This is a genomic window from Campylobacter sp. 110, assembly GCF_002383965.1.
GTDB lineage: Bacteria > Campylobacterota > Campylobacteria > Campylobacterales > Campylobacteraceae > Campylobacter_D > Campylobacter_D coli.
Genome location: NZ_NXBD01000015.1, coordinates 112,335 through 136,455 on the forward strand (window position 1 = coordinate 112,335; position 24,121 = coordinate 136,455).

Genomic DNA, 24,121 nt, shown 5'->3' on the forward strand with positions numbered 1-24,121 from the left:
TTTTTATATAAAATAAAATTTATTTGTTTTAAACATAAATTTTGTTAAAATCCTAGCTTTAAAATTTTATATTTAGGATGAAATTTTGTCGGTAAAAAATATTAGAAATTTTTCTATTATAGCTCATATAGATCATGGAAAATCTACTCTTGCAGATAGGATTATTAGCGAGTGTGGTGCTATTAGCGATAGGCAGATGAGTTCACAAGTTATGGATACTATGGATATAGAAAAAGAGCGTGGTATCACCATAAAAGCACAATCAGTGCGTTTAAATTATAAATTTAATAATGAAAATTTTGTTTTAAATCTTATTGATACTCCTGGCCATGTGGATTTTTCTTATGAAGTGAGTCGTTCTTTGGCAAGTTGTGAAGGAGCTTTGCTTGTAGTAGATGCTTCTCAAGGTGTTGAAGCACAGACTATAGCTAATGTTTATATAGCGCTTGAAAATAATCTTGAAATCATTCCTGTGATTAATAAAATCGATTTACCTAATGCTGATGTTGAGAAAGTAAAGCATGAAATCGAGCATATTATAGGTATAGATTGCAAAGATGCAATTTGCGTGAGTGCAAAAACAGGAGTGGGTATAAAAGAGCTTATAGAAACAATTATTACTAAAATCCCTGCACCAAAAACAGATGATGAAGCTCCTACTAAGGCTTTAATTTATGATTCTTGGTTTGATAATTATTTGGGTGCTTTGGCTTTGGTTAGGATTTATGAAGGAAGTATTGCTAAAAACGATGAAGTTTTAGTCATGAGTACGGATAAAAAACATATAGTTCAAGATCTTTTTTATCCCCACCCTTTAAGTCCAATTAAAACTCAATCTTTACAATCAGGCGAAGTAGGTGTGGTGGTTTTAGGGCTTAAAACCGTAGGTGATGTACAAGTAGGCGATACTATCACCTTAGTAAAAAACAAAGCTAAAGAAGCCATAGGTGGTTTTGAAAAGGCTAAAGCTTTTGTGTTTGCGGGACTTTATCCTATAGAAACGGATAAATTTGAAGACTTAAGAGATGCTTTGGATAAATTAAAGCTTAATGATAGTTCTATTACTTATGAGCCTGAAACTTCTTTGGCCTTAGGCTTTGGTTTTAGGGTAGGATTTTTAGGGCTTTTACATATGGAAGTTATCAAAGAAAGGCTTGAGAGAGAATTTAATCTTGATTTGATTGCTACAGCTCCAACTGTGACTTATGAAATTTATCAAACCGATGGAGAGCTTATTAAAATTCAAAATCCTAGCGAGCTTCCTCCTGTTAATAAAATCGATCATATAAAAGAGCCTTATGTTAAAGCTACTATCATTACTCCAAGTGAATTTTTAGGGAATTTAATCACTCTTTTAAATCGCAAAAGAGGAGTACAGGTTAAAATGGACTATATCACACCTGAGCGTGTTTTGCTAGAATATGATGTGCCTTTAAATGAGATTGTGATGGATTTTTATGATAAATTAAAGTCCTTAACAAAAGGTTATGCGAGTTTTGATTATGAGCCTATAGAATTTAGAGTAGGGGATTTGGTAAAACTTGATATTAAGGTAGCGGGTGAAAATGTTGATGCGCTAAGCATTATCGTGCCTAATGAAAAAGCGCAAAGTAAAGGAAGAGAACTTGTTAGTGCTATGAAAGAAATAGTTCCTAGACAGCTTTTTGAAGTGGCCATTCAAGCAAGTATTGGAAATAAAATCATCGCAAGAGAAACTGTTAAATCCATGGGTAAAAATGTGACAGCAAAATGTTATGGTGGGGATATTACTAGAAAAAGAAAGCTTTTAGAAAAGCAAAAAGAAGGTAAAAAAAGAATGAAAGCTATAGGTAAGGTAAATTTACCTCAAGAGGCTTTTTTGAGTGTTTTAAAGATAGATTGATGATAAATTTAAAACTTGGCTTGAAATTTGCTTGTATTTTTAATACAATTTTAAAATAATTTTCTAAGGAGAAAAAATGTTTAAAAAATTTTTGATTTTTATAGTACCTATTTTATTTTTGAGTGCTTGTGCAACTAAACAAGATACTTTTGCTCAAGTTAATCAAATTTCTAAAAATTCTCAATGCAGTTCTTGTGAAAGTCCTGGTGGTTTTGAAGCAAAGATTAAAGGGCTTTTATATGTTAGCGATATTGGGATACAATGTTGTGCAAATAAAAGAACTTTAGATACGGGTGTGGCTCTCAAAAAAGTCTACTTGCATAGATTTTATGATTTAAAAGAAGAGCAAAAAGTGTTTAATGCCAATGGGCAAAAATTATTTGTAAATCTTGATTTTAATGCTATTTTTTATGTTTATTTAAAACAAGAGCTTGAAGCAAGAGGTATTATCGTCCTTGATGATAATAAAGCCAATTCACCTTATGTAACTAAAATTGATCTTGCTTTTACGGGTTATAGTGCAAAACAAGATAGTCTAGGACTTCATTCAAGACTTGTTGGAGTATTAAGCTTGAGTGATATTAATAAAAATAAAAAATTCACTTTACGCACCAAACAAGATGTTCAAGGTTTTGAAAATTTAAAAGATATCAGTTTTTACACACATTTACTGATTAAACAGATGGCAAATAAAGCAGCAAGCATAATCTCAGAGCTTTGAAATGTTTAAATTGCGGAGTTTTTACTCTGCTTTGTTTTTGTCATCATTGCGCTGAAGAATTATCGGAATTTTCTTTAGGCGTAAGAGAACTTGAAAAAGATTTTAAAGTTTATTCTTTTTATAAATATCATGAGATTAAACATCTTTTGCACGCTAAACATAAATTTTATGGTTATTTTGTATTTCATTTCTTGGCAAAATTAAGTTTTTTTAAATTTAAAAATTTTTTTTCTGTAAATGAGCAAATTAATGTTATTCCTTTAGATGATAGAGTTGAAAATTTACTTTATTCTCATTCGGCCATCTTAGCAAAATATTTAAAGACAGAATTTATTAAGCCTATATTTGGTGCCTTACATGCACAAAATCATCTAAAATATTCTGGAAAAAGTTTAAAATTTAGACAAGACAATAAAAGAAAATTTAAACTTTTAAAAAAAATTAACAATCCTGTAATTTTGGTAGATGATATTGTATCTTCGGGTTCTAGTTTGCTTGAAGCTAAGCAATTTTTAGAAAAAAATAAAATTTCTGTTCTTTTTGCGGTTGTTTTAGCTGATGCAAAAGTTTAATATGCTATAATAGTAGTTTGAAATTGCGAAGGAAAATTGATGGAGAATATTTTTAATAAAGATTCTGATATTGAACTTATAGATATAGAAAATTCTATTAAAAGTAGTTATTTAGATTATTCTATGAGCGTTATTATCGGTCGTGCACTTCCTGATGCTAGAGATGGCTTAAAGCCTGTTCACAGAAGAATACTTTATGCTATGAATGATCTTGGCGTAGGAAGTAGAAGTGCATATAAAAAATCTGCTCGTATAGTAGGGGATGTTATCGGTAAGTATCATCCACATGGCGATATTGCTGTTTACGATGCCTTAGTAAGAATGGCACAAGATTTCTCTATGCGTTATCCAAGTATCGATGGACAAGGAAACTTTGGTTCTATCGATGGTGATGGCGCTGCTGCAATGCGTTATACTGAAGCTAGAATGACAATTTTAGCAGAAGAGCTTTTACGCGATATAGATAAAGATACGGTAGATTTTGTTCCAAACTACGATGATTCTATGAGTGAGCCCGATGTTTTACCTGCTAGGGTGCCAAATTTATTATTAAATGGCTCTAGTGGTATTGCTGTAGGTATGGCGACAAATATTCCTCCGCATAGTCTTAACGAGCTTGTAGATGGACTTTTGTATTTGCTTGATCATAAGGATGCTAGTTTAGAAGATTTGATGCAATTTATCAAAGGTCCTGATTTCCCAACGGGTGGGATAATTTATGGCAAAAAAGGCATTATCGAAGCTTATCGCACAGGGCGTGGTAGAGTAAAAATAAGAGCTAAAACTCACATAGAAAAAAAATCCAATAAAGACATTATCGTTATAGATGAACTTCCATATCAGACTAATAAAGCAAGACTCATAGAGCAAATTGCAGAGCTTGTAAAAGAAAAGCAAATCGAAGGAATTTCAGAAGTTAGAGATGAGAGTGATAGAGAAGGAATTCGTGTTGTAATCGAACTCAAGCGTGAGGCGATGAGTGAGATAGTGCTTAATAATCTTTTTAAATCTACTACAATGGAAAGTACTTTTGGTGTGATTATGCTTGCTATTCACAACAAAGAGCCAAAAATCTTTTCTTTAATTGAACTTTTAAATCTTTTCTTAAACCATAGAAAAACAGTGATTATCAGACGAACAATTTTTGAACTTCAAAAAGCAAGAGCAAGAGCTCACATTTTAGAAGGTTTAAAAATAGCTTTAGATAATATTGATGAAGTTATAGCTTTGATTAAAAATAGTCCTGATAATACTACAGCAAGAGATTCTTTGGTAGCTAAATTTGGACTTACCGAGCTTCAAGCTAATGCGATTTTAGATATGAAACTCGGCCGTTTAACAGGACTTGAAAGAGAAAAAATTGAAAATGAACTTGCAGAGCTTATGAAAGAAATCGCAAGACTTGATGAGATTTTAAAAAGTGAAACTTTGCTAGAAAATCTTATCCGCGATGAATTAAAAGAGATAAAAAGCAAATTTGATGTGCCGCGTATTACGCAAATAGAAGATGATTATGATGATATTGATATTGAAGATTTGATTCCTAATGAAAATATGGTTGTAACCATTACTCATCGTGGATACATTAAAAGAGTGCCAAGTAAACAATACGAAAAACAAAAACGCGGTGGAAAAGGCAAGCTTGCTGTAACGACTTATGATGATGATTTTATCGAAAGTTTCTTTACTGCTAATACTCATGATACATTAATGTTTGTTACTGATAGAGGACAGCTTTATTGGTTGAAAGTTTATAAGATACCTGAAGGCTCAAGAACAGCTAAAGGAAAAGCGGTTGTTAATTTGATTAATTTACAAGCTGATGAAAAAATCATGGCTATCATTCCGACTACTGATTTTGATGAAAACAAATCCTTATGTTTCTTTACTAAAAATGGTATAGTAAAACGCACCAATTTAAGTGAATATCAAAATATCAGAAGTGTGGGTGTAAAAGCGATTAACTTAGATGAAAATGATGAATTAGTTACTGCTATTATCGTTCAAAGAGATGAGAATGAAGAAACAGGACTTTTAGATGATGACAGTCTTAATGATGAAAATACAAACTCTGATGAAAATTTAATTGAATCCTTTAAGGGTAAAATGCTCTTTGCAGTGACTAAAAAGGGTATGTGTATTAAATTTCCTCTTGCAAAAGTGCGTGAGATTGGTCGCGTAAGTCGTGGGGTAACAGCTATTAAGTTTAAAGAGAAAAATGACGAATTAGTAGGTGCTGTTGTTATAGAAAATGATGAGCAAGAGATTTTAAGTATCAGCGCTAAGGGTATAGGAAAGCGAACAAATGCGGGAGAATATAGACTTCAAAGCAGAGGCGGAAAAGGTGTCATTTGTATGAAGTTAACCGATAAAACCAAAGAGCTTATTAGCGTTGTAATTGTAGATGAAAGTATGGATTTAATGGCACTAACAAGCAGTGGTAAAATGATACGCGTTGATATGCAAAGCATTAGAAAAGCGGGGCGTAATACCAGTGGTGTTATTGTGGTTAATGTTGAAAATGACGAGGTGGTTAGCATCGCTAAATGTCCTAAAGAAGAGCTTGAGGATGAAATAAGCGATGAAAACTTAGATTTAAATTTATAATAGTTATTTGAGTTGGAACGCTTTTTGCTTTTTTATCAAATAATTACAATATTTTAAAGGTGTAAATATGAAAAAATTTTATTTTATGCTAATAATAGCAGGAATTTTTGCAGGGTGTACAGCGAGTACAAACAGTACTACAGCTAAAAATCCAAATAGTCCAAGCACTTCAGCTCAAGCATCGGATATTGTTGTTCAAAAAGTGGATAAAGACGATGTTCGTGATATTATTAGAGAAGAAAAAATGCTAGCTCCTGATGTAAGCGAAAGTGAGCTTAGTTTTAGTGCTGTAGGAGAAGGAATTGCTCCTCTTAATACTGTTTCAAGTGCTCAAGCTTTAGCATTAGCAAAAAGAGCCGCAATTACAGATGCTTATAGACAGCTTGCAAGTAAGCTTTATGGCGTTAAAGTTAATGGTAAAGATACTGTAAAAGATGCAATGCTTAGAAGCTCAACCATCACTGCACAAGTAAATGGTTTAATTAAAAATGCTAGCATAATTGATGAGAATTTTAATCAAGGCCTTTACAGAGTTAATGTAGAACTTAAGATTGATGCGGACAAGTGGAAAGAATTGTTTGCTTATTAATATTTTTTAGTTTTAAACTAATTGCCCAAGATGAATTTATATTTTGGGCAGAACTTTCTAACAAAAATTTAATCCTTTTTCATCAAAGTCAAAATTTATCCCCTGCAATGACGCGTAGTGAAAATACTATAAGTGAATTTGCTTGCGAAATTTCTTATACTGATGATGATTTAAAAAAACTTCCAAGAACAGAATTGGGTATGATAGATGATGATATGCCTAAGGCTATTAAATTTGATTTTTTAAATGCCCATAAAGATGAATTAAGTGATTGTTTTATGGGTGCTAGAATTTCTGTAAAAGATATAGTCAAAACAGACTTGTTAAAAGCACAAAATGAAACCTATGTTAAAATTTTACCTTTGCGTTTTAGTGTAGAATTTGGAGAAAGAAATGCTTTGATTTACTATCTTAAAAAAAAGTAAATTTAAGCCGTATTTTGCTATTATTTGCTAAAAAATCAAAGGCTAGTTATGAATTTGGTGATTGTTGAAGATGATATCAATATGCGAAAATCCCTTGAAATAGCTCTTGGGGAATATGAAGAATTTCAAATAAAATCTTACAAATCAGCCACAGAAGCTTTAAAAAAAATTGATTCAGATACAGATTTGATTATTACAGATATTAATATGCCTGGAATTGATGGACTAGAATTTATTAAGGCTTGTGAAAATAAATATGATTTTATCATTATGACAGGAAATGCAACTTTAAATCGCGCCATAGAAGCGGTACGCTTAGGTGTGAAGGATTTTTTAACTAAACCTTTTGATATAGAAACTTTGGTTGAGGCTATCAAGCGTGCAAAAGTTATTCGAGAAAAAACTGCGGATAAAAAAATAAAAAAGCAAGAAGAAAAACAAGAAAATGGTTTTTTCTCGAGTTCTGATAAATTAGAACAAGTTTTAAGCTTGAGTCAAAAGGCTGCTAAAACAGATGCATCAGTTATGCTTTTTGGCGAGAGTGGCGTGGGTAAAGAAGTTTTTTCGCGTTTTATTCATCAAAATTCTAAACGCTCCCAAAAGCCTTTTGTGGCTATCAATATGGCTGCCATCCCTTCAAATTTGATAGAAAGTGAGCTTTTTGGATTTGAAAAAGGGGCATTTACTGATGCTAATGCCACCAAAATAGGACTTTTTGAAATGGCGAATAATGGAACTTTATTTTTAGATGAAATAGGTGAAATGCCTTATGAAATTCAAGCCAAACTCTTAAGAGCCTTGCAAGAAAAAGAAATCACAAGACTTGGAAGTACTAAAAGTATCAAAATAGATGTAAGGATTATTAGTGCGACCAATGCAAATTTGCAAGATAAGATCGATAATGGAGAATTTAGATCGGATTTGTATTATCGTTTAAATACAGTTCCTATTAATATACCCCCTTTAAGAGAAAGAAAAGAAGAAATTTTGGGCATAGCGCAAAAAGTTTTAGAAAATACTTGTAAAGAGTATGAGCTCGAAATGAAAAAATTAAGTCAAGAAGCTCAAAAAGCTTTGCTTGAATATAATTTTCCAGGCAATATAAGAGAGCTTATTTCTATAGTTCAGCGTGCTTGTATTTTAAGCGAGGGATTAGAAATTTCAGAACAAGATTTATTTTTAGAAGCAAGAAGTGTAAAAAAAGATGTAAAAAATTTAGAAAAAGAATTGCTAGAGCAAATTTTAGAGCAATGTGAATTTGATAAAGAAAAAGCAAGCAACAAACTTGGAATGAGTATAGAAAATTTAAACAATAAAATCAAACAATACAAAATAAAGGAAAAATAATGTCAAAAAAACAAAAAATAGCTATAGTTGGAGCAACAGGTGCGGTTGGAGAAGAGCTTTTAAATGTATTAGATGAGCTTGATTTTCCAGTCGAGAGTATTTTGCCTTTGGCTAGTGCAAAAAGCGCAGGCAATCAAATAGAATTTAGAGGCAAATCTTATACAATAAAAGAGCTTACCGAGGATGTTTTTAGAGAAAATCCTGTAGATATAGCTTTTTTTAGTGCAGGCGGAAGTGTAAGTGAAAAATATGCTAAATTTGCTGTAGAAGCAGGTGCTGTGGTAATTGATAACACAAGTCATTTTAGAATGGAAAAAGATGTGCCTTTAGTCGTTCCAGAATGCAATCCTGAAGATATTAAAGAATGGAAAAAAACAGGTATCATTGCAAATCCAAATTGTTCAACTATACAAATGGTGCATATTTTAAAACCTTTAAATGATGCTTTTGATTTAAAGCGTGTGGATGTAAGTACCTATCAAGCAGCAAGTGGAGCAGGTAAGGAAGGTATGGAAGAATTGGTTCGCGCAATGCAAAGCTTTTTTGCTTTCAAGCTTGATGAATTTGAAGCTCAAACATTTCCTCATACTTTAGCACTTAATTTGATTCCTCAAATTGATGTATTTATGGATAATGGCTATACAAAAGAAGAGCTTAAAATGATCAATGAAACACAAAAAATTCTTCATAAAAATTTAGAAATTTCAGCTACTTGTGTAAGAGTTCCAGTTTTAAGAAGTCATAGTGAAGCAATTACTATGCATTTTGCAAAAGAAGTAGATGTAAATAAAGCAAGAGATGTACTCCAAAATGCACCAAGTGTTGTTGTTATAGATGAACCAAAAGATAAAAAATATCCTATGCCTTTAATGACTAGCGATACAAATGAAACCTATGTGGGTAGAATTCGCTTAGATGTTACACATAAAAATATACTTCATCTTTGGTGCGTAGCAGATCAAATTCGCGTAGGCGCTGCTACAAATGCAGTGCGCATTGCTCAAAAATGGTTAGAATTAGAAAATAAATAAAAGGAGTAAAAGAGTGTTAGAGAAAATTTTTGAATCCTTGCTTGTTAAAAGTCGTATTGTTACAATTTTACCCGTAATATTCGGTCTTGTGGGCGCTTTTGTTTTATTTTTTATTGCAAGCTATGATGTTTTAAAAGTAATTCTTTATACTTATCAATATTTCTTTAGCGCTGGAATCAAGATTGATTTACATGAAGATGTGGTAGCTTTGATTATAGGAGCTGTAGATCTTTATCTTATGGCTTTGGTTTTATTTATTTTTTCTTTTGGAGTGTATGAACTTTTTATTAGCGAGATAGAAGAATTTAAACAAACCAAGCAAAGTAAAGTCTTGGAGGTGCATAGTTTAGATCAGCTTAAAGATAAGCTTGCAAAAGTGATTGTCATGGTTTTGGTAGTAAATTTCTTTCAAAGGGTATTGCAAATGAAATTTGCTACTCCTACAGATATGGCTTTTCTTGCCGGATCTATTTTAGCTGTTTGTGTGGGGCTTTATTTTTTACACAAGGGCGGACATTGAGGCTTGATTATCTTTTTTTGATATAATTAAAATTTTGGTTTGTAAGGGTGATTATGAAAAAGCTATTTTTGATTTTATTGGCAGTAATTAATGTTTTAACTTTTTCTTATGCGGCTCCCTTAGATGAAGTTTTTAAAGATGTTGAAGTTTCGGGCGTTGTGCGCTATAGATACGAGACGCAAAGGGTTAAAAAAACAGATAATAAAAACAAAAACACAATGTTACAAACCGCACCGAAATCACTATAAAATAGAGGTAGGATATGTTTCGTTACTTGACAATTTTTTCGATTTTTGTTGTAGCACTTTTTGGTATAAATTTGAAGTCTTTTTTTACTTATACTTTTGATGCAAATAAACAATACGATATGGTTCAAGCCAAGGATTTATATTTTAAAAATAAATGCAATACTTGCCATGGAGATAATGCTGAAAAAAGTGTCGCAGGTTCTAGAGTATTAAAAGATATGTCTCCTGAGGATATTAAAGCAGCCTTGGTGGGTTATACTCTTGATGGTAGTACTTCTGCTAATGCTTCACAAATGGCTTTTTATGCTAGAAATTTAAGCCACGATGATATGGATAATATCATTGCATATATCAAGGGTGGAAATTTTGCTGTTGATTTGCAAGTGAAAGATTTATTAGAAGAAGAACCACCGCAAAAAACGAAACATAATACTTTTTTAAAATAAAATATTGAGTTTAATTTAATGAAAGGATGGATAAGATGAAAAAAGTTACTTTAGTTTTTAGCGCCTTAGCTTTGGCAAATTGTTTATATGCAAAAACAATTAATTTAGGAGTAGTGTTGCCATTAACAGGACCAGTGGCTGCTTATGGGCAAGATCTTTTTAATGGTATAGAACTTGCTAATAAATTAAATGCTAAGTTAGATAATGGTGATGAAGTAAAGTTAATCGTTATTGATACTAAAGGCGATAAACTTGAAACTACAAGTGCAGTAAATCGTCTTATAGCGCAAGATAAGGTTATAGGGATTATAGGAGAGGCTACCACGCCAAATACTATACAAGCTATATCAATTGTAGAAGATAAAAAAATTCCACTCATTGCTCCAGTAGCTTCAGGAGATAAACTTCTAGAGGGCAAAAAATACGCTTCTCGTGTGTGCTTTAGCGATAGTTTTCAAGGGGATAAATTTGCGAGTTATGTTACAAAAGAATTAAACCTTAAAAATGCTGTTGTTATTATAGATCAAAGTAATGTTTATTCTTTAGGACTTGCAAAAGCTTTTGAAAAATCTTTAAAAGAGAATGGCGGTAAGGTGATCAAAAAACTTGCAATCAGTTCAGGCGATAAAGATTTTAGAGCTGTAGTTTCACAGCTTAAAAGTTTAAATCCTGATTTTGTTTATATGCCAATTTATCATTCTGAAGCTGCTCTTATTGCTAGACAAGCTAAACAAATTGGTTTTGATAAATTATTAGCTGCTGGAGATGGGGTTAATAATCAAACTTTTATAGATTTGGGCTCAACTGCTGTAAATGGAGTGGTTTTTACAGATAGTTTTGACTCAAGTAACCCTTCTACTGCTCGTGGTAAAACTTTTATCAATGAATATGAAAAAATAAAAGGCAATGCAAATCTTCCAGCTTTTTCAGCTATGGGTGCGGATGCTTATTATGTAATGCTAAATGCTATGAATGCTTGCCAAAATACACTTACTAGCGAGTGTATCAATGAAAAAATCCATCAAACAAGCAATTATGAAGGTGTGGGTGGAATTATTAGCATTGATGCAAGCGGTAATGCAATTCGTCCTGTTGTTATAAAAGAAATACAAGATGGCAAGCAAGTTTATAAAACTTTAATCAATCCATAAGGAAAAGTAATGAAAAAGAAAATAATTTTAGCAGCAGCTTTGGCTTTAAGTTTACAAGCAAAAGAAGTAAATTTAGGAGTTGTTTTACCTTTAAGTGGGGCAACGGCAGCTTATGGACAAAGTGCTTTAGAGGGTATAAAATTAGCCAATGAAATGCAAAGCACTTTAGCTAACGGAGATAAAATCAATCTTGTTGTTTTGGATACCAAGGGAGATAAGATCGAATCCGCAAGTGCTGCTACCCGCCTTGTAAATCAAGATAAGGTATTAGGACTTATCGGTGAAATGGTTACTGCAAATACTTTACAAGTAATGCGCATAGCTGAAGAAAATAAAGTTCCTCTTATCGCTCCTGCTGCAACAGGAGATAAGCTTTTAGAAAACAAATTATATTCAAGTAGAGTTTGCTTTATGGATAGTTTTCAAGGCTCATCTTTGGCAAAATACGCTTTTGAAAAATTAAACCACAAAAAAGCTGTGATTGTGGTTGATCAAAGTACGGATTATTCTTTAGGACTTGCTAAGGCTTTTGAAAAAGAATTTAAGGCTAAGGGTGGTGAAATTTTAAAAACTCTTAGAGTAAATTCAGGCGATAAAGATTTTAAAGCTATTGCAACTCAAATTAAAATTTTAAATCCTGATTTTATTTTCCTTCCGCTTTATTATAGTGAAGCTTCTTTGTTTGTTAGACAAGCAAAGCTCATAGGTTTAAATACCCCAATGGGTTCAGCTGATGGGGTTGCAGATGCTACTTTTATTAAATTAGCAGGCAATGCAAGCGAAGGATATATTTTTACAGATAGCTTTGATGCAAACAATCCTACAACCCAGCTAAGTAAAGATTTTATAGCTAAATACGCAAAGGAAAATCAAAGTAAAGAGGTTCCAAATTTTACAGCTATGGGAGCGGATGCTTATTTTGTAATGTTTAATGCTATGAATGCTTGCCAAAATACACTTACAAGTGAGTGTATTAATGAAAAAATTCACCAAACAAACAATTATGAAGGAGTTTCTGGGGTTATTAGTATCGATAAAAGCGGAAATGCAACTCGTTCTGTGGTAGTGAAAGAAATTAAAAATCAAAAGCAAACTTATAAAGATACTATAAATCCTTAGGAAAAATATGGACTCTACTTTATTTTTACAACAACTTGTTAATGGTCTTAGTCTAGGCAGTATGTACGCACTTATTGCCGTGGGCTATACCATGGTATATGGTGTATTAAGGCTGATCAATTTTGCACACGGTGATATTATGATGGTGGGTGCTTATATAGCCCTTTTGTTGATAAATTTTTTTTCTCCAATTATCAATCATTTAAATCAAACTTTTTTTGGTAGCGATGAGCTTGGAAAATATCTTGTTGTTATTTTTGCAGCTGCACTTGTGGCTTCTATGATCTTTTCTTCTATTGTGGGAATATTGATAGATAAAATTGCCTATAAGCCTTTAAGAAAAGCTCCTAGAATTTCATTGTTGATAACTGCAATCGGTATTAGCTTTTTTTTACAAAATCTTTTTAATGTGATTTTTACTTCAACCGAACAGCAATTTCCAGCACCACCAATATTTGAAACTTTGGTTAGCATAGGCGGTGTTAGTACAACTTTAGGTTCGTTGCTTGTACCTTTAGTAACTCTAGTAGTAATGCTTGGAGTCCTTTTTATCCTTTATAAAAGTAAATACGGCATAGCCATTCGTGCTTTGGCTTTTGATATACAAACTGTAAATTTAATGGGAATTAATGCAAATAGAATTATTGCCATTGTTTTTGCTTTAGGATCTGCTTTAGCTGCTTTAGCAGGGATTTTTTGGTCGAGTAATTACTATTCTGCTTATCCTACCATGGGGACTTTAGTTGGACTTAAGGCCTTTGCAGCAGCAGTTTTAGGAGGGATTGGCTCTGTAGTAGGGGCGGTTCTAGGAGGGCTCATTATAGGATTGACTGAAGTTATGGCCGTGGCTTTCTTTCCAGAGCTTTCGGGTTTTAAGGATGCTTTTGCTTTTATTTTTCTTGTGTTTATCTTACTTTTTAGACCAACGGGAATTTTGGGCATAAATTTTGAAAAGAGTAGGTTTTAAAAATGGTAAAAATTAAAATTTCAGCTTTAGTTTATATTGTTTTAGCTATTGCTTTTATTATGCTTGCTCCACAATTTTTTGATGGCTATGGTATTGGTATATTAAATCAAATTGCTATTTATATTACTTTAGCAGTAAGTTATAATTTAATCAATGGCGTCACAGGTCAGTTTTCTTTAGAGCCAAATGGTTTTATAGCAGTAGGTGCTTATGCTGCGGCTCTAGTGCTTTTAAGCTCGGAACAAAAATTAGATTTATTCAGTTTAGAAGACCCAAATCCTATCATTTTAGCTTTGCATACAAATTCTTTCATCTTAGCACTTTTATTCGCTGGCTTTAGCGCTTGTGTTTTATCTTTAATCCTTGCTTTTGCTGTTTTTCGTGTAAGAGGGGATTATCTAGCTATTGTAACTTTAGGTTTTGGTATTATTATCCAAAAATTAGCGATTAATTTTCCAAGTTGGACAAATGGATCTATGGGCTTAAATGGTATTCCTTTGCTTTCAAATCTTTATTGGACAGGTGGAGTGGCGATTATATCTGTTATTTTGATTTTAAATTTGGTTTATTCTAAATTTGGCAGGGCAATGAAAGCAATTAGGGATGATGAAGACGCTGCAAGCGCTATGGGAGTAAATGCTTTTTGGACTAAAACTCTTGCTTTTGGAACTTCTGCTTTTTTAGAGGGCGTAGGTGGAGGACTTTTGGTTTGTCTTCTTGCCTCTGTTTCTCCAGAACAATTTGGTTTTGAATTTACTTTTATGTTGCTTATAATTATAGTTTTAGGCGGCTTAGGTTCTACTACGGGAGCTATTTTGGGAGCTATTTTGATTATAGGTGGAAGAGAGTGGTTAAGATTTTTAGATGAAATGCAGATTAAAATCGATTTTCTAGGTATCGATATGGGTTCTATGCCAGGACTTAGAATGGTGGTTTTTTCTCTAATTCTTATTTTAGTTATGCTTTTTGCACGACGCGGAATTTTTGGCGATAGAGAGCTTAATTCCTTCTTTAAAAGACCTTCTAAAAAAGGACTTAAATAATGATTTTGGAGCTTAAGAATATTACTAAAAAATTTGGGGAAGTGAGAGCTATTAATGAAACTTCTTTTCATATTAAAGAGGGTGAAATTTTTGCTCTAATTGGTCCTAATGGTGCGGGCAAAACAACACTTTTTAATATTATTACAGGCAATTATAAACCAACAAGTGGAGAAGTATTTTTTCAAAATAAGAAAATTAACGATTTAAAGCCTCATAAAATTGTGCATTTAGGCATAGCAAGAACCTTTCAAAACATTAGATTATTTTCAAGTATGAGTGTGCTTGAAAATGTTATGATAGGTTTTGATAAACAAATGAAATATAGCGTTTTGGAAGCTTTTTTGCATTTAGGTCGTTTCCATAGGGTTGAGCAAGAATTTAAAAATAAAGCTTATAAGCTTTTAGAAGAACTCGGTATTAGTGAATTTGCAGATGAGAAAGCTACGAGTTTAAGTTATGGTCAGCAAAGAAAAGTTGAAATTGCAAGAGCTATGGCTACAAACCCAAAACTTCTTTTACTTGATGAACCTGCTGCAGGTATGAATTCTAGCGAAAGCGATGAATTAGCAGAGCTTATTTTAAAGCTTAGAAAAGACTATAAGATCAGCGTTTTGCTTATAGAGCACGATATGAAATTTGTTAATAGGCTTTGTGATAAAGTTTTGGTGCTTGATTATGGTAAGACTATTTTTGAAGGAAAAATAAGTGATGCTGTAAATCACAAAGAGGTAATTGCTGCTTATTTGGGAGATTTTGATGCTAGTAGTTAAAAATTTGCATGTTTATTATGGCTTGATTGAAGCAGTTAAGGGTATAGATTTTAAAGTAGAAACAGGTCATATAGTTTCTCTTATTGGCTCTAATGGAGCAGGAAAGACTTCTACTCTCAATGCGCTTTTAAATGCAGTAAAACGAACCGGAGAAATAAATTTTTTAGGTTATGATACAAAAAGGCATTTAACTCATACTTTGGTGCAAAAAGGTATAGCTTTAGTACCTGAAGGAAGGCGCGTTTTTATCAATCTTAGCGTCGAAGAAAATTTAAAAATAGGTGCTTATAATAATAGTGAAAACTATGAGCACTTAAGAGAGCAAATGTATAAGTTATTTCCAAGACTTGCGAGCAAAAAACATACTATGGCAGGAAATTTAAGTGGAGGGGAAGCTCAAATGCTTGCTATTTCAAGAGCTTTGATGAGCGAACCTAAGCTTTTAATGCTTGATGAGCCCTCGCTTGGACTTGCTCCTAAGATAGTTGGAGAGGTTTTTGATATCATAGTGCGTTTAAAGGAAGAGGGCATTACTATACTTTTAGTGGAGCAAAATGCTTACTCTGCGTTAAAGATAAGTGATTATGCTTATGTTTTAGAAAATGGACTTATTGCAATGCAAGGTGAGGCTAAAAAACTCATAGGCGATGACAATATTAGAAAAAAATATTTAGGATTATGATACAGAGGTTAGGATATGAAAAATATTATTAAAAGTGTGGGTGATTTAAGAATTTCTATAGTTTTATTTTTGCTTTTTGCTTTATCTTGTGGTTTGGCAACCTTTATAGAGAGTGCTTATGGTGCACCTACTGCATGGGCAATGGTATATGATAGTTTTTGGTTTGAGTATATACAGCTTTTGTTAGGCATAAATTTATTATTTGGAATGTTTCGTTATAAGATGTTTGCTCTAAAAAAAATGCCTTTGATGATTTTTCATTTTTCTTTTCTTTTTATCTTGCTTGGCTCTGCTATGACTCGTTATGGTGGTTTTGAAGGTTTATTAGCGATTCGAGAGCACACTCAAAATGCTTTAGTTGAAAGCTCTAAAACCTCTTTAAGAATTTCTACTATTAAAGATGGCGAGCGTTATACTTCCGTAAATGATCGTTACATAGGAAATTTACCTTTTGCAAATTCTTTTAAATTAAATTTAAATATGGGAGATGAAAAAGCTGTTTTAAAATATGAAAATTTAATTTTAGATGCAGATTATACTTATAAAGAAGATAATGTTTCTTCACCCTTGCTTGTTTTGACTATTTCTGAAAAAAATTCCCAAGGTGCAAATTTGGAATTTAGATCAGGAGGGGTACAAAATATCAATGGAATTAATTTCGCCTTTATGAATGATGATGTGGCTAAACCTTATATCAAAATAGATAAAAATTTAAAATTAAGCTCAAGCGAAAATTTAAGCGTTTTCAACATGAAAAAAGGCGAGAATTCAACTCTTAAAATTGGCGAAAAGGCAGATGCTAAAGATCTTAGATTGTATAGTTTGGATAATTTAAATTTTGTAGTGAAATTTGCTTCTTTGCATGGAGCTCAAGAAATTCAAGGCGTCAATAGACCGCAAGATGAAAGCTTTTGGCTATGGTTTAAATCAGCTTGGTTAGAATTTGCAAGAACTATAATGATATCAAGCTTTGGGGAGCCACAAAACTGGAAAGCTTCTTGGCTTACGAATTTTAAAGATTTTGCTATGAGTAAGGATTATCAGGCTTTGGAATTAAAAGGAAGACATGCGTTAAAACTTCAGTTAGAGTATAAGAATGAAAGTAAAGAATTTTACGTATTTGAATACAATAAACCTACTGTAGTAGAACTTGCTGGGCAAAAATTCTTTATTTCTTGGGCGCTTGCATATGAGCAATTGCCTTTTGAAATTTATTTAAGAGATTTTGTTATAGATCGTTATCCTGGATCTATGTCTCCTGCTTCTTATGCAAGTGAAATTACGGTTAAAAATAATGAAGATAATTTCGATTATAGGATTTTCATGAATAATGTGTTAGATTATAAGGGTTATAGATTTTATCAAAGTTCTTACGATCAGGATGAAAAAGGGACGATATTATCAGTCAATAAAGACCCGGGTAAAATTCCTACATATATAGGTTATTTCTTGCTTTGTTTAGGTATGTTTTTAAATTTCTTAAACCCACATTCAAGATTTAGAACTCTAGCAAGACTTATCAACAAAGACGCTCTGAAGCATACTGCTAGTGTTTTGGCTTTATTTGTAGCTTTATTTGGAGCAGATAAAATGCTTGCTCAAGATTTAAATATAAGCTTAGAGCAAAATATACCTATAGTGGATAAAGCACATGTTAAAGAGCTTAAAGCCCTTATCGTGCAAAAATCTGTAGATGGTAGAATGATACCTTTTGATACTTTAGCTAGAGAAATTTTGGAAAAAATTCATAAGAGTGCAGACTATAAAGGACAAGAAGCAAGCGCTATAATGCTTTCAATGCTTATCAATGTAGATTTATGGCAAAATGAAGCCTTTATTTTAATGCCAAGCAATAAAAATGTTCGTGAGGCTATCGCTGAAATTTTAGAAATTTCTCCAGAATTAAAATATGTCAAATATAAGGATTTCTTTGATGCTAATAATCGCTACAAACTTCAAAAATATGTGGAAAATGCTAACCGCAAAAACCCAAATGCTAGAGGGGTATTTGATAAAGAAATCATTTATTTAGATGAAAGAGCAAATGTTGTAAATTTGGTTTTTAGCGGAGAACTTTTTAAATTTATTCCTATACAAAATCATGACAATAATGCATGGTTGGCTCCTTTTTCTGCTATTACAACACTTAAGGATGAAGAGGGTCAGTTTGTTTTTACACTTATAAAAAATTATTTTTCTTCTGTGGACTCAGCTTTTCATGATGGAAATTGGACAAGAGCTAATGAAGCTTTAGGTTTTATCAAACAATATCAAGAGAAAATAGGGCATGAGGTTATGCCTAATAAAACAAAAATAGAGATGGAAATTTTTTCAAATAAAGCTGAAATTTTTGTCAAACTTGCTCCTGTATATTTAATCGCGGGATTTTTATTGTTGATTGTTCTTTTGATTAAAATGGTTGCGCCAAAACTTAAAATTTCTCTTATATTTAAAGTCGTTTATATTTTAAATATTTTAGCCTTTATAGTCCATACTGTAGGACTTGGATTGCGTGCTTACTTAGCAGATCATGCTCCTTGGAGTAATGGATATGAGAGTATGGTTTATATAGCTTGGGCTTTATCTCTTTCAGGAATTTTCTTTTCTAGAAAAAGTCCGATTGCTTTATCTTTGACTTCTATACTTGCGGGTATTGTTTTAGCTGTGGCTCACTTAAGTGAGATGAATCCACAAATTACAAATCTTATGCCAGTGCTTAATTCGTATTGGCTTAGTATCCATGTGTCAGTTATTACTGCTAGCTATGGATTTTTAGGGCTTTGTTCTTTGCTTGGAATTTTTACTTTATTGTTAATGTGTTTTTTAAAAGAAAACAATCAATACAATCAAAGTATTTTAAGAAATATCACAGAAGCAACTCGAATTAATGAAATGTCAATGATTTTTGGACTTTGTTTGCTTACTGTTGGAAATTTCTTAGGTGCAATTTGGGCCAATGAGAGTTGGGGTAGATATTGGAGTTGGGATCCAAAAGAAACTTGGGCTTTGGTAAGTATTTTGGTTTATGCGGCTATTTTGCATATTAGAATGATTCCAAAATATTCTAATCAATTTACCTTTGCATTATGGAGTATGTTTGCTTATTGGGTTGTTATTATGACTTATTTTGGAGTAAATTATTTCTTAGTAGGTTTGCACTCTTATGCTGCAGGAGAAGCTGCTCAAATTCCTAGTTATGTTTATTGGGGAGTTGTGATTATGATTGTTTTAGCATTACTTGCAAGAAGAAAGCGTGAGTTTGTAGGCAAACTTTAATGAGCCATATTTTTTGGGTGATTATTTGCACCTCTGGAGCTTTGCTCCTCTTTTTGAGTTTGATAGCTTATTTGATTCTCAGTGATAATAAAAAGAAAAATAAAAAACAAAAAAATACTGAGAATACAGCTAAAGCCCGCAAATTTGATAATGATTTAAATAAGATGATAGCAGCGGCGAGTGATTTAAAATATAGCGATCGTGATTTAAAGGAGTTGGTAAAGCTCTTTGTTCAAACACATAAGCTAGGCTCTAAAACTTCTAAAGAATTAGATGAAAAAACAAAAAATAAATTAGAATTTGCATCCGCTTTAGCTGCTAACCCAAAAGCTAGCCCTCAAACTGTAAGTTTTTTAAATCAAGAGCTTAAAAAAATTTCTGCTTCTTACAAAAAAGAAATCGATGCCTATGAGCAGATGGGTTTAGCAAAAAGAAAAATCAAAGAAGAGAAATAAAACCAGATTTAAATTTTTTAAGCGTATGTGTTTTTAAAGAAATTACAAGCAATTATAGTGGAGTTTATATTTTGATAAAGAGATAAGAGAAGAGATATTACAGAGAGAAAGCATATTTTAAAGGCGCTAAAGGACGAGAGTTCGGGTGATGATATTTGAGATTGGTTGTAAGATGCAAGCAGAAAATATCTTGTTGTTTTACATACCATGATAAATTATAGTGTAGAAAGCTATGGATTATTTAGAGATGAAAGAGAGGTGGGTAGCTTTACAAGCGTAGGACACAAAGGTGTTGATGGTGGAAGTTAAAGCAAAATTTTATTATCACATCTATACAATTACGCGGACAAAAATATGCCTATCTAAGGAGTAAGTATGCGTTTTTATAAAATGCTTCTGGCTTTAATCTTAAGTACAAATTTAGCCAATGCTTATGATACTACTATTATTTATAATGAAGATAAACCTATTTTTAAACTTGATTTTTACAATAAAGGAGAAAATACGGTTTTTTTGGTGAAACTGTTGCCTCTTCCTATACTTTAAATGAGATCCAAAGAAATGAAATCATTCGTGCGACTCAATTTTGGGCTAATATTATAGGAGCTAGTGCAATCAATTCTTCCCCCATTCCTATCAGTGTAAGTACCTTTGATATTCCAAATGCCAATGCATTATCTTATGATTTCTTTTCTAATCCTATATTTAATAGGGTATTGCAAGGAGAAAGTATAGATACTATTAGACAAGAACTTATAGGTGTATCAGAAGGTTTTTTTACTAAAGCAAGTGTAGAATACTTAGGGCATATTAATATGGGAAAGCTTGATTGGTATATAGCTTCTCATCCTACTACCCTACCTAAAAATGGGAATCAGTTTGATACTTTTTCTACCTTCACCCATGAGCTTTTTCATGCTTTAGGCGTGTTATCTTTAGCTGGTAGTTGTGGAGGAAATTTGGGACAATGTTTTAACGGTTTTTTAAACAGTTTTAGTGATCATTTATATGATCTTAATGGAGTAAAAGCTCAAATAGGAATGAGAATAGTTAAAACCCAAGCAGAGGTAGAAGAAGCTAAGTTAAAAGGAGAGACGGTTTTCTTAGTTAAGGACGATGGTGTTTATATTAATAGTCTTAGCAATGCTTCGGGCAATGTTTATTTTAAAGGAGAAAATGTCGCAGAAGTTATTAAAAATGCTAAACTGGGTTATGATGGGGTTAATGGTATTCCTATCAATGCTTGGGAAGGGATTATATTAGATATGTCTCATATTGAGCTTGATAATTCTTTAATGAGTCATCAAGGTTGGCGTAATTATAACTTCTATATGGAAGCAGAATTAGCCTTGCTTCAGGATATAGGTTATAATTTTGATAGAAAACTTTATTATGGAGATTCTATTTACGAAAGCAATCTTTTAAACTGGCAAAGCGATCATGGTTATTATGCTAGAAAAGATGGCAAATGGCTTATAGGAGAATACAATCCTACAGAATACGGAGTGAGTTTGCATATCTATGGTAAAAATAATATAGCCACTCAAAGCCATGATATTTTATCAAGTGGCGTAGCTGCAAGTGGTATTCGTATAGATGGATCGAATAACCAATTGATTATAGCCAATGATACTAAGGTTTATACCTTAGGGGATTATTCTAATGCTTTATTAATCGCTTATGGAAAAGATCATGTTATTGAACATAATGGAGAATTAAAAGCTACAGGTAAAGAGGGTATAGCTATTAATATAGATTTTGGGGATAACACTCTGGGCAATACTGAAGAATACCGTGGCTCTTATATACATCAAATGTCTGGTAATAATCAAGACGATCTTGCGGAGTATAACCTAGATGGAGCCTTGGTTAAAAGCTTAAATCTTAATACTGCTAGCTCTGCTATAGGCTCTTTAGCTTCCATTTATATAGCTGATAATGCTTATGTAAACACTATCAACATAGTGCAAGGGGCTAAGGTAGAAGGAGATATTATCTCTAATTGGGATCCTAATAATGAAAAATTAGCAAATCAATACAAAGATAGCTTTTATACAGATCTTAATTTTGGTTCTTCTAGCTTATCAAGAGCTGCTTTCAATGCTTTAGATAATACTTGGAGTGTTAAAGCTAATGTATTAGGTTATGATAATTTTAAAATGAATGTTAATGAGAATCTTAATCTACAAGGTAGTGCTTTTGTTTATGATTTAAACAATAAAGCCCATTTTAGCCTACTCAGTGCAGATGGCATCAACCCTTCTTTATTATATATTAAAAACAATTTCACTCAGGATTCAAATGCTATCCTAACCGCGGGTATTAATGCTAATGGACAAAGTCTAGTATATGTAGGAGGTAATGCTAATTTAGCAGGAGCTTTTAATTTTTACATGTTAAAAGACTTTTATAAAGATAAAGTAGTGTTAGATCCTGATTTAATTAGCGCAAATCAAATTCAAGGTGCTTTTAATTCTATTGTTTATGATAATAGTCTTGATTTTTCTCCTATTTTAAATTTTATCTATGATGCAAATACAAAAGAATTAGGAGTTGTTCGTGATTATACTCCTTATATTAAAAATTCAAGCGATATTTCTTTAGCTTATGCTTTAAATTCTTTAGCTCAGAATGGAAAATATGAAGATATTGCTTTGCTTTTTAAAGAATTGGACTTTGCTACAGATGCACAAACCATAGCTCAGGGTTTAAACGAGCTTAATGCTAAAGCTTATTTAGACAGTGCTAAAATTTCTTTAGATTTCCAAGAGGAGCTCAATAAAGAAACCCTAAGCGATGTAAGAAAAGAATATGCCAATGAATGGCAAAGCTTCGTAACCCCATTTGGAACTTATCAAAGCTCAAGAGCTAATGGAGATTTTGATGCTTATAAGGCTATGGAGGTGGAGTAAAGGCTAAAGCTATTAAGGGATTTGATAGTTTCAATTTAGGATTTAATTTGGTGTTAAATACTAATAATATAGATATAGATGATACCTTAGCTAATACAAAAACCACAGGGGCATATGCAGACATTTTTTCTAAATATGATTTAGAAGATTTTTATCTTTTAGGAAGTTTTAGAATGGGTTATGAGCACACCAAGCTTAATAGAAATGTAAACATAGGAGCTTTTAGTGCAAATTATAATTCTAAGTTTAATTCTTATCTTACCAGTGAAATGGTAGGTATAGGTAAAAGCTTTAATCACTATGGGGTAAGCTATGGACCTTTAGCTTATATAGAACACAGCTTCTTACATCACTTCGCTATCAATAAAGAAAATCAGAACTCTACAGCTTTAAATATTGATTCTAAAAAATTTCCATGCTTTAAATTTTTTTATGGGATTTAATGTAAATTATGAAAAAGGTATGAGTGGCAAAGCTATTGTGAATTTTTATTTCTTGGGTGGATGGAATCATTATTTCTTAGACTCTTTAAAAAACAATGCCAGCTTTAAAGATGCAAGTTTAAATAAATTCTATACCAAAAGCAAACTAAGCAATCAAGGTTCTTTATACCTACAAGGAGGAATTGATTTTACTCATAATCAATCTTTCTTTACAAGATTAATGCTTTCAAGTGATATTAAAGATAATATAGACTTTAGCACCAAACTTGAAGTAGGAGCTAAGTTTTAGTAAAACACAAAAAAATAAAGCCTTGTGATTATGATATTATTAGGCTTTATTTTATACTTTTAAACTTAAATTGTTTTTTGTTGATCTTTGTTTTATATTTATCCTTTTTAAATTTTCAAGTAATCTTTGCTAATGTTTAAAGAGTTTTAGTTTTTGCAAATTGCTATATATAAAAGTAAGGATTTTAAAGCAATAAAAGCTATAAAAGCTACTTAAAGATTATATTTATAATACAAGAAAAGATAAAATCATTTATTTAGACTTGCAAAGTGATGTAGAAAAGTATAAAAGAGAATGAAAATTTTTTAAATACAGCTTAATTTTTAATTGTTTATCGTTGATAATCTTTCATCTTTTTATAAGCATATAAAATATATGTAAATTCTTAGAAGAAATTTTTTGCACATATTTTTGAATTGATCAAAAGATATTAATTACCATTTTTACAAAGTTTTGATTTATTGGCTTTTATTTGTTAAGTGAGATAAATTGATATAAGAAGTAATGGTGCGCTCAAGAGGATTCGAACCTCTGACCTTTTGAACCGCAATCAAATGCTCTATCCAGCTGAGCTATGAGCGCATCTTTTTGTATTTTTAAAGATGTAATTGTATAAAAAATTTTCT

The 24,121-nt window shown here is 32.0% G+C and carries 19 protein-coding genes, 1 tRNA gene and 2 pseudogenes; 21 read left to right on the forward strand and 1 reads right to left on the reverse strand.

Annotated elements, in window-relative coordinates; all coding sequences use genetic code 11:
• Positions 1 to 85 precede the first annotated feature (85 nt).
• From lepA to BGS43_RS01215, 21 genes and pseudogenes are all read left to right on the forward strand, one after another.
• Positions 86 to 1,882 carry a translation elongation factor 4 gene (gene lepA / locus BGS43_RS01120; RefSeq protein ID WP_002837927.1) on the forward strand — a complete coding sequence of 599 codons (1,797 nt, stop codon included), beginning with the start codon at positions 86 to 88 and terminating at the stop codon, positions 1,880 to 1,882.
• A gap of 76 nt (positions 1,883 to 1,958) precedes the next feature.
• Positions 1,959 to 2,603, forward strand: a complete 645-nt coding sequence (gene mapA / locus BGS43_RS01125) for an outer membrane lipoprotein MapA (protein ID WP_042963496.1) — start codon at positions 1,959 to 1,961, stop codon at positions 2,601 to 2,603.
• Positions 2,600 to 3,175, forward strand: coding sequence for a phosphoribosyltransferase family protein (locus tag BGS43_RS01130; RefSeq protein WP_002779063.1), 576 nt, complete (start codon positions 2,600 to 2,602; stop codon positions 3,173 to 3,175). The genes mapA and BGS43_RS01130 overlap by 4 nt, the downstream gene beginning before the upstream one ends.
• Positions 3,176 to 3,214: 39 nt before the next feature.
• Positions 3,215 to 5,782 (forward strand): DNA gyrase subunit A, encoded by a 2,568-nt coding sequence (gyrA, locus tag BGS43_RS01135; RefSeq protein WP_025399017.1) that lies wholly within the window; start codon positions 3,215 to 3,217, stop codon positions 5,780 to 5,782.
• 67 nt (positions 5,783 to 5,849) lie between these two features.
• Complete coding sequence (flgP, locus tag BGS43_RS01140) at positions 5,850 to 6,371, forward strand: flagellar assembly lipoprotein FlgP (protein ID WP_002779060.1); 522 nt, start codon at positions 5,850 to 5,852, stop codon at positions 6,369 to 6,371.
• A complete protein-coding gene (gene flgQ / locus BGS43_RS01145; RefSeq protein WP_002786470.1) occupies positions 6,347 to 6,796 on the forward strand; it encodes a flagellar assembly protein FlgQ in 450 nt (149 codons plus the stop codon). Before flgP ends, flgQ begins: the two co-directional genes overlap by 25 nt.
• A 48-nt stretch (positions 6,797 to 6,844) precedes the next feature.
• The gene (locus tag BGS43_RS01150; protein ID WP_025399014.1) at positions 6,845 to 8,143 is read left to right on the forward strand and encodes a sigma-54-dependent transcriptional regulator; all 1,299 of its coding nucleotides are present in this window, start codon (positions 6,845 to 6,847) and stop codon (positions 8,141 to 8,143) included.
• The gene (locus tag BGS43_RS01155) at positions 8,143 to 9,174 is read left to right on the forward strand and encodes an aspartate-semialdehyde dehydrogenase (RefSeq protein WP_025399013.1); all 1,032 of its coding nucleotides are present in this window, start codon (positions 8,143 to 8,145) and stop codon (positions 9,172 to 9,174) included. Before BGS43_RS01150 ends, BGS43_RS01155 begins: the two co-directional genes overlap by 1 nt.
• A 13-nt stretch (positions 9,175 to 9,187) precedes the next feature.
• A complete protein-coding gene (locus tag BGS43_RS01160) occupies positions 9,188 to 9,694 on the forward strand; it encodes a YqhA family protein (RefSeq protein ID WP_002824904.1) in 507 nt (168 codons plus the stop codon).
• 53 nt (positions 9,695 to 9,747) lie between these two features.
• Positions 9,748 to 9,947: pseudogene (locus tag BGS43_RS01165) on the forward strand (mini-MOMP protein).
• Between the two features lie 9 nt (positions 9,948 to 9,956).
• The gene (locus BGS43_RS01170) at positions 9,957 to 10,388 is read left to right on the forward strand and encodes a c-type cytochrome (RefSeq protein WP_002779047.1); all 432 of its coding nucleotides are present in this window, start codon (positions 9,957 to 9,959) and stop codon (positions 10,386 to 10,388) included.
• A gap of 35 nt (positions 10,389 to 10,423) precedes the next feature.
• On the forward strand, positions 10,424 to 11,539 hold the full coding sequence (locus tag BGS43_RS01175) for an ABC transporter substrate-binding protein (protein ID WP_038853947.1): 1,116 nt from the start codon (positions 10,424 to 10,426) through the stop codon (positions 11,537 to 11,539).
• Between the two features lie 9 nt (positions 11,540 to 11,548).
• The gene (locus tag BGS43_RS01180) at positions 11,549 to 12,658 is read left to right on the forward strand and encodes an ABC transporter substrate-binding protein (RefSeq protein WP_002779043.1); all 1,110 of its coding nucleotides are present in this window, start codon (positions 11,549 to 11,551) and stop codon (positions 12,656 to 12,658) included.
• A gap of 7 nt (positions 12,659 to 12,665) precedes the next feature.
• The gene (locus tag BGS43_RS01185) at positions 12,666 to 13,625 is read left to right on the forward strand and encodes a branched-chain amino acid ABC transporter permease (RefSeq protein WP_002779036.1); all 960 of its coding nucleotides are present in this window, start codon (positions 12,666 to 12,668) and stop codon (positions 13,623 to 13,625) included.
• A gap of 2 nt (positions 13,626 to 13,627) precedes the next feature.
• Positions 13,628 to 14,668 (forward strand): branched-chain amino acid ABC transporter permease, encoded by a 1,041-nt coding sequence (locus BGS43_RS01190; RefSeq protein WP_096568497.1) that lies wholly within the window; start codon positions 13,628 to 13,630, stop codon positions 14,666 to 14,668.
• Positions 14,668 to 15,438 (forward strand): ABC transporter ATP-binding protein, encoded by a 771-nt coding sequence (locus BGS43_RS01195; RefSeq protein WP_002779026.1) that lies wholly within the window; start codon positions 14,668 to 14,670, stop codon positions 15,436 to 15,438. Before BGS43_RS01190 ends, BGS43_RS01195 begins: the two co-directional genes overlap by 1 nt.
• A complete protein-coding gene (locus BGS43_RS01200) occupies positions 15,425 to 16,120 on the forward strand; it encodes an ABC transporter ATP-binding protein (protein ID WP_002826481.1) in 696 nt (231 codons plus the stop codon). Before BGS43_RS01195 ends, BGS43_RS01200 begins: the two co-directional genes overlap by 14 nt.
• Before the next feature lie 15 nt (positions 16,121 to 16,135).
• Entirely contained in the window at positions 16,136 to 19,396 is a 3,261-nt protein-coding gene (ccsB, locus tag BGS43_RS01205) for a c-type cytochrome biogenesis protein CcsB (RefSeq protein ID WP_096568500.1), read from the forward strand.
• Positions 19,396 to 19,851: a hypothetical protein gene (locus BGS43_RS01210; RefSeq protein WP_096568503.1), complete on the forward strand. Its 456-nt coding sequence runs from the start codon at positions 19,396 to 19,398 to the stop codon at positions 19,849 to 19,851. Before ccsB ends, BGS43_RS01210 begins: the two co-directional genes overlap by 1 nt.
• Before the next feature lie 375 nt (positions 19,852 to 20,226).
• On the forward strand, positions 20,227 to 20,397 hold the full coding sequence (locus BGS43_RS09725; protein ID WP_002782155.1) for a hypothetical protein: 171 nt from the start codon (positions 20,227 to 20,229) through the stop codon (positions 20,395 to 20,397).
• A 413-nt stretch (positions 20,398 to 20,810) separates the two neighbouring features.
• Positions 20,811 to 23,495, forward strand: a pseudogene (locus BGS43_RS01215) (autotransporter outer membrane beta-barrel domain-containing protein).
• Between the two features lie 505 nt (positions 23,496 to 24,000).
• Here BGS43_RS01215 and BGS43_RS01225 read toward each other — a convergent pair.
• A tRNA-Arg gene (locus tag BGS43_RS01225) sits at positions 24,001 to 24,077 on the reverse strand.
• Positions 24,078 to 24,121: the final 44 nt, after the last annotated feature.